At 46.8% G+C, this 11,855-nt stretch carries 10 protein-coding genes; 9 read left to right on the top strand and 1 reads right to left on the bottom strand.

The features are described from left to right. The first annotated feature begins 19 nt into the window (after positions 1-19). The 9 genes from Y017_RS14385 to Y017_RS14345 all read left to right on the top strand — a co-directional run bounded on the left by Y017_RS14385 (position 20) and on the right by Y017_RS14345 (position 11,596). Positions 20-607 (top strand): restriction endonuclease subunit S, encoded by a 588-nt coding sequence (locus tag Y017_RS14385; RefSeq protein ID WP_035461692.1) that lies wholly within the window; start codon positions 20-22, stop codon positions 605-607. Positions 608-680: 73 nt separating this feature from the next. Continuing rightward, complete coding sequence (locus tag Y017_RS14380) at positions 681-2,204, top strand: type I restriction-modification system subunit M (protein WP_035461690.1); 1,524 nt, start codon at positions 681-683, stop codon at positions 2,202-2,204. Continuing rightward, entirely contained in the window at positions 2,194-3,336 is a 1,143-nt protein-coding gene (locus Y017_RS15360; protein ID WP_081737636.1) for a restriction endonuclease subunit S, read from the top strand. Before Y017_RS14380 ends, Y017_RS15360 begins: the two co-directional genes overlap by 11 nt. Further along, positions 3,336-3,569, top strand: a complete 234-nt coding sequence (locus tag Y017_RS14370; RefSeq protein ID WP_035461688.1) for a DUF2188 domain-containing protein — start codon at positions 3,336-3,338, stop codon at positions 3,567-3,569. The genes Y017_RS15360 and Y017_RS14370 overlap by 1 nt, the downstream gene beginning before the upstream one ends. 124 nt (positions 3,570-3,693) lie before the next feature. Next, complete coding sequence (locus tag Y017_RS14365) at positions 3,694-5,364, top strand: anti-phage dCTP deaminase (protein ID WP_081737640.1); 1,671 nt, start codon at positions 3,694-3,696, stop codon at positions 5,362-5,364. Positions 5,365-5,404: 40 nt separating this feature from the next. After that, complete coding sequence (locus tag Y017_RS14360; protein WP_035461686.1) at positions 5,405-8,698, top strand: type I restriction endonuclease subunit R; 3,294 nt, start codon at positions 5,405-5,407, stop codon at positions 8,696-8,698. 1 nt (position 8,699) lies between these two features. Continuing rightward, positions 8,700-10,175 carry a hypothetical protein gene (locus tag Y017_RS14355; RefSeq protein WP_035461683.1) on the top strand — a complete coding sequence of 492 codons (1,476 nt, stop codon included), beginning with the start codon at positions 8,700-8,702 and terminating at the stop codon, positions 10,173-10,175. Continuing rightward, complete coding sequence (locus Y017_RS14350) at positions 10,168-10,908, top strand: M48 family metallopeptidase (protein ID WP_035461681.1); 741 nt, start codon at positions 10,168-10,170, stop codon at positions 10,906-10,908. Before Y017_RS14355 ends, Y017_RS14350 begins: the two co-directional genes overlap by 8 nt. Before the next feature lie 28 nt (positions 10,909-10,936). After that, entirely contained in the window at positions 10,937-11,596 is a 660-nt protein-coding gene (locus tag Y017_RS14345) for a hypothetical protein (RefSeq protein WP_035461679.1), read from the top strand. A gap of 17 nt (positions 11,597-11,613) precedes the next feature. Here the strand turns inward: Y017_RS14345 and Y017_RS14340 are convergent, their stop codons facing one another. Continuing rightward, positions 11,614-11,826 (bottom strand): helix-turn-helix domain-containing protein, encoded by a 213-nt coding sequence (locus tag Y017_RS14340; RefSeq protein WP_035461677.1) that lies wholly within the window; start codon positions 11,824-11,826, stop codon positions 11,614-11,616. Positions 11,827-11,855 lie beyond the last annotated feature (29 nt).

Genomic DNA, 11,855 nt, shown 5'->3' with positions numbered 1-11,855 from the left:
ACTATGAACAGGTGAAGGCGTGAAGCTTAAACAGATCGCAACCATCAATGCAGGCTATCCATTTCGGGGCAAAATCCCTGAAGCGCCAGGCTCTGCTGTGGTCGCGGTTCAGATGAAGGATGTTTCGCTAACCGAAGGGATTCGCTGGTCAGGCTGCTTGGAAACAGAGCTAACCGGCAAGCGTGAACCCGACTACCTCACCACAGGTGATATTTTAGTGGCCGCTCGTGGTAGCCATAACTACGCCGTGCAGGTCGATCAGTTATTGGCTTCTGCGGGTAAGCAGGCCGTTGCTGCACCTCATTTTTTTGTGGTCAGCCTGAAGAAGAAAGACATCCTGCCCGAGTTTATGGTGTGGTTACTGAATCAGGCACCGGCTCAACGTTACTTTGAGCAAAATGCCGAAGGCACCCTAACAAAAAGTATTCGCCGCAGTGTGCTGGAAGATACCCCTGTCATTGTTCCGCCACTTGCCAAGCAGCGAGCAATTATTGCGATGGCCAACACTTTGGGTGAAGAGCAGAGGCTTATACAGAGGCTAGTAAACAACGGTGAGCGCATGATGGGCGCAATCGCCAACGACTTATACCAGGCGCATGGCCACTAAACAGCCTGCACAACGAATTTAAGATTTGAACCGGGCCAGCCATTGATTGGCCCCACATAAAAGGAAGCAATGGATGAACGACAAGATTAACCAAGACAGCATCAACAAAGCGCTGTGGAACGCCTGCGATACCTTCCGTGGCACCATCAGCGCCGATACTTACAAAGACTTCATCCTGACCATGCTGTTCCTCAAGTACATCTCTGATGTATGGCAGGATCACTACGATGGCTACAAGGCCGAGTACGGCGACGAACCGGAACTCATCGAAGAGATGATGAAAAACGAGCGCTTTGTACTGCCCAAAGCGGCCAGCTTCTACGCCCTGTACGAACGCCGTCACGAACCCGGCAACGGCGAACGCATCGACCAGGCGCTGCACGCCATTGAAGAAGCCAACGGCACCAAACTCAAAGACGCCGGTAAAAGCGTGTTCCAGGACATTTCGTTCAACACCGACAAACTGGGTGAAGAAAAGCAAAAGAACACCATTCTGCGTCACCTGCTGGAAGACTTCGCCAAGCCCGAGCTGAACCTCAAACCCAGCCGCGTTGGCACGCTGGATGTGATCGGTAACGCCTACGAATACTTAATCAAAAACTTCGCAGCCAGTGGTGGCCAGAAAGCCGGTGAGTTTTATACTCCGCCAGAAGTCAGCGACCTGATCGCCGAGTTATTAGACCCGCAACCGGGTGACAGCATCTGCGACCCTGCCTGTGGCTCTGGCTCGCTACTTATGAAGTGTGGTCGCAAGGTCGTGACAAACCACGGCAGCAAGCAATACGCCCTGTATGGTCAAGAAGCCATTGGTTCCACTTGGTCGCTGGCCAAAATGAACATGTTCCTGCACGGCGAGGACAACCACAAAATTGAATGGGGCGACACCATTCGTAACCCCAAGCTACTCGATAAAAGCGGCGACTTAATGCTGTTTGATATCGTTACCGCCAACCCGCCTTTCAGTCTGGATAAATGGGGCCACAACGAAGCCGAGCACGACAAGTTCAGCCGCTTCCGCCGTGGTGTACCGCCGAAAACCAAAGGTGACTACGCCTTTATCCTGCACATGATTGAAACCCTCAAACCAAAAACAGGCCGAATGGGCGTGGTGGTGCCACACGGCGTGTTATTCCGTGGCTCGTCTGAGGGCAAAATTCGCCAGCAATTGATTGACGAAAACCTGTTGGATGCCGTTATTGGCCTGCCAGAAAAGCTGTTTTACGGCACCGGTATACCAGCGGCAATCCTAATCTTCAAGAAAAATAAGAGCGACGATAACGTCATGTTTATCGACGCCAGCCGCGACTTCAAAGCCGGTAAAAACCAGAACCTGCTGACTGAAGAGAATATAGCCAAGATTGTAGCTACCTATCACGCTGGCAACGATGTCGATAAGTACGCCTACGTCGCCAGCCTCGAAGAGATTAAAGAGAACGATTACAACCTGAATATTCCGCGCTACGTCGATACCTTTGAAGAAGAGGAAGAAATCGACCTGATGGCCGTGCGTGCAGAGCGTGAGCAGCTTAAAGCACAGCTGACCGAGCTGGAAACTGAGATGGCCAAGTATCTTGAGGAGCTGGGATATGGCCAGTAATCCAAGCACTCATCTGGGTGAACTGTTTAAATCCAGCAGAAAAAAAGGTGAAGCAGGTCTTCCACTTCTGTCAGTTACTTTGAACAATGGACTGATTGTAAGAGATCAACTGGATAGAAGAACGGAAACAAATCTGGAGGCTAGCGAGCATTTGCTAGTCCAAAGCGGAGATATTGCTTACAACATGATGCGTGTTTGGCAAGGAGCCTTGGGGCGAGCCAGCGTTAATGGGTTGGTCAGTCCAGCCTATGTTGTACTCAGACCAACTGCAAAAATAGATTCGCTCTATGCCGAGTACTTGTTCAAAACTCCTCGAATGATTTACCTATTTTGGGCCTACTCGTATGGCCTGACGAAAGACCGTCTGCGTTTGTATTTTAATGATTTTGCTCGAATTCCGGTCACAATTCCCAACATCAAGGAACAAAGGAAAATCGCCCAAATCCTCTCCACCTGGGATAAGGCCATCACCACCACCGAACAACTGCTTGCAAACAACCAGCAACAGAAAAAAGCTCTGATGCAACAACTGCTAACCGGCAAAAAGCGCCTGCTGGATAAGAACGGGGTTAGGTTTAGCGGGGAGTGGAAACGGGTCGAGCTAGGAGACTTGCTGGATTATCAACAGCCGACTCCCTATTTGGTTGAGAGCACGGAATACAGTGATGACTTTTCAACACCTGTTCTTACGGCTGGAAAGACGTTCATCCTCGGATATACAGATGAAGAGTCGGGAATATTTTCGGAACAACTGCCTGCCATAATTTTCGATGATTTTACTACTGACAGTAAGTTCGTGGATTTCCCTTTTAAGGCTAAATCCAGCGCAATGAAGATCCTGACAGCCAAGGAAGGTGTTTCAATAAAGTACGTATACGAGGCAATGCAGTTGCTGGATTTTTCTGTAGGAGGACATCAGCGACACTGGATTTCGATCTATTCTCGTCTGGTCATACCATTTCCCGATAGTGAGGAACAACAAAAAATCGCGGTTGTACTGTCCACCGCCGATCAGGAAATCTCCGCCTTACAACAAAAGCTCGATGCCTTAAAGCAAGAGAAAAAAGCCCTGATGCAGCAGTTATTGACGGGTAAACGACGGGTAAAAATTGATGATAAAGAGGTTGCATAATGGCAAAAGGTAAAAACCAACACGTAGTGAAACACCCCGATGGATGGGCTGTAAAAGGCGCTGGCAACTCAAAAGCGACCAAGGTCACCAAGACACAGAAAGAAGCCATCGAAGTTGCTGAAGAGATCGCTCGCAATCAGCAATCCGATACAAAAATTCATGGCACTGATGGAAAAATCCGAGCTGGTAATAGCTACGGTAATGACCCTCACCCACCGACAGATAAGAAGTGAGGCAACAATGGCGTTGAAGTTTTCTGGCACGTTCGCAGATCTATGCTCTAAGTTAGTAACTCTTCGGGGGGAGTGGGATGAATCGCAACCAAATAAAAAGGTGCTCCGGCTAAATGGCGGAGTGATGAACTGGTTCGAATCTACAGGTTCCATCAATTTCCAAGGTAAAGATCCCGGTAAAGCCACTTTGGAATCTGAGGTTCCAAAGCTGCTTTATCCTGCTGAAGCGGAGTCGATTGCTGCATCAAAAATTACAATAGCTACTTCAGAGCCAAGCTTATCTGCCCCCAATCCTGCTAAAACTGATTCAATTGAGCGGAGATACCTGACAACAGGAATCAACGAGGGAGAATTGGTCATTGGGATAGTGAGTGCGGTTGGTACAGAATACAAACGCGTAACAGAGCCTCTTATAGATCGGCTCAAAGGTTTCGGCTATTCAGTCCAAGAAATACGGGTTTCAGCATGTTTGCCTAGTTTTTCAGGAGCGGATGAGTACGCGCGTATCAAGCACTATATGGAGGCTGGTGATGCACTGCGAAAAAGCAGTGAAAACAATGCCATTTTAGCTGCGGGTGTGGCTAAAAACATATCTTCATCAAGGAGTGCTTCGAGTTCCAAACGTGCTTTTATTGTGAACTCTTTAAAACACCCGAGAGAGGTTGAGTTTCTCCGGAAAATTTACGGTGACGGCTTCTACTTAATCGGTATTCATGCGGATGAAAAAAGACGTCATCAGCACTTAACCGATGACAAAGGTATGACTCAAGCCAAAGCTAATGAATTGATTCGAATTGATGAGGACGAAAGCTTCGATCATGGTCAGAAGACCAGAGACACCTATCATCTTGCCGATTTCTTTTTGAATCTTGGCAGCAATAACGATCAGGTTAAGAACCGCTTACAGCGATTTTTGGAACTGATATTCTCTCACCCCTATAAAAATCCAACGTTTGATGAATTTGCCATGTTTATGGCATTTAACAGTTCTGTACGCTCCGGTGATTTATCTCGCCAGGTTGGTGCCGTGATTAGTCGAGAAAAACAGATTATTGCGACGGGTGCAAATGATGTTCCGAAATCTGGCGGAGGGCTGTACTGGGCTGAGGTTGATGAAGCGACGGGCAAAGTCGAAGATGACCTGGATGGAAAGGACTACACCAGAGAAGGTGATTCGAATAAACAAGCACAAGCCGAAATTATTCAGGAGATCGCCAAGAACCTGCTCGACAGAGGTTTAGTCGATGGGCAAAACGAGGTTGAGCTGCATAAAGTACTGAAAGAAAGCAAAATCTCTGACCTTACGGAGTTTGGCCGTGTCGTGCACGCGGAAATGGATGCTCTTTTGTCATGCAGTCGTGCGGGCATACCAACCACAGGCTCAACACTCTACTGCACGACATTTCCTTGCCATAACTGCGCAAAGCACATAATCGCAAGCGGTATCAATCGCGTGGTTTATGTAGAGCCCTATCCGAAAAGCCGTGCTCTCGACTTTCATTCTGAATCCATACAGCTCAAATCTGAGCTGGAAAAAGCTCCTGATGAAACAAGTGAATTGGTAAGCTTCGAGCCATTTATTGGGGTTGGGCCAAGGCGTTTTTTAGATCTGTTCTCAATGAGTCTGGGTGGAGGTTCAAAACTACGCCGCAAAGACAAGAACGGAAATACTTTAGAGTGGGATAAGTCTAGCGCACCTATAAGAACACCTTTGATAGAAAAATCATACTTGGACATTGAGCGCGCAGCAGTCGAGATGTGGAACGAGTATTCACAAGACGAAAACCCATTTTAGAAAGCGCACCTCGGTTTCAGGGGTTGAAGAGAGATAACGAATGACACAATACACACCCAAATTTCAGGAAGAATACAGTGCCAAGTTACCAGCGCTGACGTTGTTGACCAACCTCGGGTGGTCGTTCCTCTCTCCTGAACTCGCGTTAGCTGCCCGTGGTGGCAAGGCCGATGAAGTGGTTTTACGCCAGGTGCTACGCAGCGAATTGAAGAAGCGCTCGTTTAACTTTGCTGGGAAGAGCTACCCGCTGTCTGAAAAGGCTATCGACAACCTGATTGCCGAGGTATGCAACCCTGCACTTAACGAAGGCCTGTTAACCGCCAACGAACGCCTGTACAACCATCTGCTGTATGGCATCTCCGTCACTGAGTTTGTGGATGGCAAAAAGGCCAGCCCGACCGTTGCGCTAATTGACTGGCAAAACCCAGCCAATAACAGCTTTGTATTTACCGAAGAGTTTACCGTTACCCGCACTGGCGGCATTGAAAGCCGCAGACCGGATATTGTCTGCTTTGTGAACGGTATTCCTCTGGTTGTGATTGAGGCGAAACGCCCGGATGGCTATTCAGGGAAAGGGGCAAAAAAAGGCCCCACCATTGACGAAGGCATTTCGCAAAGCCTGCGTAACCAGCGCCATTATGAAATTCCGTTACTGTTCGCCTATAGCCAAATGTTGTTATCCATAAACGGCAACGAAGGCCGTTATGGTACCTGCGGCACACCCGCTAAGTTCTGGGCCGCCTGGCGTGAAGAAGACATCACCGATGCTGAGATGTACGCCATCAAAAACAAAACGCTCAAAGATGAACAGTTGGCAGGCCTATTCAGCCACCGTCCGGCAAAAGACCTGGATTGGTACCAGAGCCTGACCGCCGCGGGGGAGCTTGCTGTGACTGGGCAAGATCAATTACTGATCAGCCTGTTAAGCCCTGCCCGGTTGCTGGAGATGACCCGTTATTTCACCTTGTTCGATAAAAAGGCTGGCAAAATCGTCGCCCGCTATCAGCAGGTGTTTGGTATTAAACGACTGATTGAACGCATCAATACCCGCAGCGTCACCGGGGGCCGTGAAGGCGGTGTGATTTGGCACACCACGGGTTCGGGTAAGTCATTCACTATGGTGTTTTTAAGTAAGGCGCTGATCCTGCACGAAAGCCTGAAGCAATGCCGTATTGTGGTGGTAACTGACCGGGTAGACCTGGAAACCCAGTTGAGCAAAACCTTTGCCTCTGGCGGCGAGCTGGCCGGTAAAAAAGACAAAGAAGCGGCGATGGCCACCTCTGGCAAACGCCTGGCTGAACAGATAGGCAAAGGCACTGAGCGGATCATCTTCTCACTGATTCAGAAGTTTAATACTGCAACAAAAATGCCGGAGTGTGTGAACAACAGCTCTGACATCATTGTGCTGATCGACGAGGGCCACCGCAGCCAAGGTGGTGAAAACCATATCCGTATGAAGCAGGCGCTGCCTAATGCAGCTTTTGTCGCCTTCACCGGCACGCCACTGTTAAAAGACGACAAGACCACCAATAAGTTTGGCCCCATTGTGCATGCTTACACCATGCAGCGCGCCGTGGAAGACCAGACAGTGACGCCGCTGCTGTATGAAGAGCGTATCCCTGACCTGGATGTGAATGAGCGAGCAATCGACAGTTGGTTTGAGCGTATTACCGAAGGGCTTTCAGACGAGCAAAAGGCCGACCTAAAGCGCAAGTTTGCTAAGAAGGGCCAGGTATACGGTGCGGATGACCGCATTCGTTTGATTGCCCTGGATATTGCTAACCATTTCGTAAAGAACATCGACGAAGGTTTGAAAGGCCAGCTAGCCTGCGACAGTAAGGCCTCTGCGATCAAGTACAAGAAGTATCTGGACGAAGCAGGCTTGTTTGAATCTGCCGTGGTGATGAGCCCGCCTGATAGCCGTGAAGGTAACACTGCTGTCGATGAGGCCACCACACCTGAAGTGACCCAATGGTGGAAAGACAATATTGGCAGCCAGGATGAACAGGCTTACACCAAACACCTGATAGAACGCTTCGACAAAGATGATTCACTGAAGATACTCATCGTGGTTGATAAGCTGCTCACGGGCTTTGATGAGCCGAAAAACGCAGTGCTGTATATCGACAAACCCCTGAAAGAGCACAACCTGATCCAAGCGATTGCACGGGTAAACCGCCTGCACCCGAAGAAGAAGTTTGGCTTGCTCATCGACTATCGCGGCATTCTGGCTGAGCTGGATACCACCATCCAGAAATATCAGGATCTGGCCTCCCGCACTCAGGGCGGTTACGACATCAATGATATTGCTGGCCTCTACAACCAGATGAGTACCGAGTACAAGCGCCTGCCACAGCTTTATAAGCAGCTATGGGCCATATTCGATGGCGTGAAAAACAAGAACGACATCGAGCAATTGCGTCAGGTGCTGGTTCCAAAGATTGAAGAGCGTGGCGGCGAGCTGGTTGACGTGCATCTAAAGGTGCGTGAAGACTTCTACGAAGCCCTGACGGCCTTCGCCAGCTGCTTGAAGGTAGCGCTGCAATCGGCCACCTTCTTTGAAGACAAGAGCTTTAGCGACCAGGATCGTCATCACTATAAAGAAACCGTGAAGCAATTCTCCAGCTTGCGCCAACTTGTGCAGCAAGATGCCGGTGAGAGGATTGATTACGACGAATACGCCGAACAAGTGAAAAAACTACTGGATAAGCATGTGGTGGGTGTCGAGGTTAAAGAACCCGGTGGCGTGTATGAAGTGGGTAAGATGGGACAAAAGCAACAGCCGGAAGACTGGAGCGAAGATAAAACCCGCAACGAAACCGACATCATCAAAACCCGCGTAACCCGAATGATTGAACAAGAGCTACGGGATGACCCTTATGCTCAGGAAGTGTTCTCAAAACTGCTGCGACAAGCCATTGAAGAGGCCGAAAAGCTATTCGACCACCCACTGAAACAGTACATGTTGTTCCGTGAATTTGAAGAGCAAGTTCAAGACAGGCGCTTAAACGACATACCTGATGCCTTTGCTGGGAATCGCCATGCTCAGGCTTACTTTGGCGTCTTCAAGAAAGTTCTTCCTGAAGCTTTGGCTGTACTCGACCACCAAGTTCAGGATAAGTGGGTCAAAGTTGCCTTTGAAATTGACCAGGCGGTAGAAACCTCTGTCGCGGAAAACTCCATCAACCCACAAAACATCGAAGCCGACATTCGTAAAAAGCTACTGCCGCGCATGTTCCAGGAATGCAAAGCCATTGGTGGCGGAATGGATCAGGCCAAGAAGATTGTGGAGATGATTGTTCAGATCACTCGTGTGGGCTTGAGTGGGGTTTGATATGAAAATTTATTTTTCTGATTTTTTCGAAGTTTCGCCCAAAGAACTAGAGGAATATGGCGGATTTGATCCTTCATTAATCAATGACCTTCCCCTTTTCATTGACCCATTCCTCTTATTTAATAGCGACAAACCGGAATATCAGAAACTACATGATGACATCATCCAATATGTTGCATTTTTGCGCGACCGTTCTGAAAAAGAAGGGATTAGTAAAGGCTTAATAAAAGCATGGTTCTTATTCCCAGAAGTAAAACAAACATGGTTTGGATACAGCAAAATTGGCAATGGTGGAAGTGGTCTTGGCCAGAAGTTTGCAAAGTCTCTTAACGAAAACCTGAACACTGTATTTACGAATTTTGGCACTGAAGAGATTACCAACGGTAGTCACCTTGAGAAGCTTTGCTTAATCAAAGATGGCGTTGGAAGAGATAATATAAGCGACTTCACAACCAATCTTATCAAAAAGTTTTTACTTGATTACACTCAAGCATTCGCCCTAGAGCATATTGATGCTAAGTTTTTATCTAATCATCTTGTTGATAAAGTCGAGTTTAACTACAAGACAAGATCATGGATGGCGAAAACCTATACGCTACCAACATTCCAACATGATTATGTGCTTTTGACTCCGAAAGACATCCTCACAAAAGATGAAAACTGGATTAACAAGTCCGATATGATTGGTGATTTTAGAGGTGTACTCGAAAGTATTCCAAATGACCAATTAAGAGCTCAGTTGAATGACTACCTAGCCAGGATGCTTCCTGAAAATCCTGATAAAAAAGAGTTTGACAAAGCCGTCGTAAGCACGATCATAAAATTCCCTCAATATATTGACTATTTTATAAAACTTAAAGAAGAGAATGGTGACAAGGCTGTTAAGCTTAGCGAGCTAAAGGTAAATGAGACAGAGTACCTGTTCATTCAAAAAGTTAAAGAGCTCGTGAGCAGTCTAGAAAAAGATACGACGTTTTATGATCAACCATCAAATTCCTTAGACGAAGCGTATCAGCGTGTTCTCTTTCTAAAGCAGATGGTAGAGAACAATGATGGCTACAGGTTTTTCTATGTAAAAGGAAATCCAATAAAGCGAGAGCAAGACCTTCAGCTCCTATTCAAGCTTACATGGTTTGCCAGTAAATATGATGTAAATGCAGAAGTTAATAATGGTCGAGGGCCCGTTGATTTCAAAATATCAAACGGGAGCAAAGATAAATCTCTCGTTGAGTTTAAGCTGGCTTCAAACAAAAAACTAAAACAAAACCTGAAACACCAAGTTGAGATTTATGAGGCTGCAAACTGCACCCATCAGTCAATTAAAGTCATTCTCTTTTTCAGCGATTCCGAGCTTGAATCCGTCAGCAAGGTTATGAGGGAGTTAAAACTAAAAGAGGACAAAGGCTTCGTATTAATTGATGCACGCCCGAACAAAGTATCTGCTTCAAATGTAAGAGACATGTTTGAAGATGACTGATTCAACGCGCTTTGAATTCCGCTACGGCGATCATCTTATCCCGTTCGAACGAGTAACGAGAAGATCAGCCTCAAATAGAATACTAATCAAAGTTCATCCAGATTGCAGGGTAATCGTGTCGAGTCCCGAAGATGCCGACAACGATGCGGTTCTTTCTGCTGTTAAAAAGCGTGGGCGTTGGATATACGAGCAGCTTAGGGACTTCCGCAAACAACTTGAATTCACCACCCCTCGGCAATACATCAGTGGTGAAAGCCATTACTACCTTGGGAAACAGTACCTGCTGAAAGTGATTGAAGCACCAGAGCAGGTTCAAGGCGTGAAACTGCTACGCGGTAAGTTGGAAGTTTCGGTAAGAACAAAGTCCGCTGACAAGGTTAAAGAGCTACTAACAGACTGGTACAAAGCGCGGGCCAAGGAAACCTTCGCCAAGCGGCTCGATGCCATGCTGGAGCAAGCCCTTTGGGTAGAAGAACGGCCACCGCTGCGCATACTGACCATGCAAACCCAATGGGGCAGTTGCTCACCGAATGGGCGGATTACACTGAATCCTCACCTGGTAAAAGCGCCTCGTGAGTGTATTGACTACGTGATTTTGCACGAGCTTTGTCACATAGCCGAGCATAACCACAGCGAGCGGTTCTACCGGCTAATGGGCCAGGTAATGCCAAAGTGGGAAAAGACGAAAGAACGACTGGATGGGATGGCCACCTTAATAACCAGTAAAAGCTAAACAACTAAATAGAAGCAGGCAGAGAAAAATGGCAGACAAGTTTTCTTTAAACGGTATCAGCAATATTTTTAATGAATCGATTGCGAGAAATGAACCAACACTTGCATTTGAATTAAGAAATGGAAAAGGCCTCTTTCTTTTTATGATGTTCTTCGACTATGAAGATGATTCTACGAAAGACGTTATATATATTTTCATGAAAAACATCCAGAGGATGCTTAAACTGAAACTCTATGGCAATCATTTAAAAGGCCAGTTTGACATATATATTGACGAATGGATGAAAGAACTATTCATGCGAGAGCTTCTGCTTGAGGATAGCCAATCAAACAAAAAATTTATCTTCGAAAACTTCTTTAATGCACTAAACCTATCAATACCGTCCGTAATAAAATTATCAGACAAGGTAAATGTCCTGAGAAAATCGTGGTCAGAAGTTAGTTCACATATTCCATCGGATGTTATCGAAGAGGGAGATAAAACGATTCTAATAGGTGATGTCCAATTACCTAAAAACAAGAAACCCAGAGAAAAGACGCTTCGAAAACTGTACTTATATGCAGATGGAAATGCCGATGAAATTGAGACATTGATCAGTCGATTAAAGTCAATGAACAGGACTGTTGCTTGGACAAGCGATAAGAATCGCTCCGGAAAAAATGTACAAACGATTATCTCAACATTCTAGTTTCGGGCGTGAACTAATCACTCCGAAAAGAGCATAGTTAAAGACACTCCCAGGGCATCAGCAATTTGATGTATTTTTGTAAGAGTGACATTCTGATCACCACGCTCAATGTGCCCCATATAACTGCGGTCGATCCCAGCCAGATCAGCCAATGCTTCCTGCGACAGTCCCTTATCTTTTCTTATATGACGCACTCTTTCCCCAAATGCGACTAAACGTGGATCTTTCATGATTGCTCTGTTCAAAAAACAGAACTATC

The sequence above is a fragment of the Alcanivorax sp. 97CO-5 genome (assembly GCF_000524665.1).
GTDB classification, from domain to species: Bacteria; Pseudomonadota; Gammaproteobacteria; order Pseudomonadales; family Alcanivoracaceae; genus Alcanivorax; species Alcanivorax borkumensis.
This window is presented reverse-complemented; position numbering and strand designations above follow the sequence as displayed.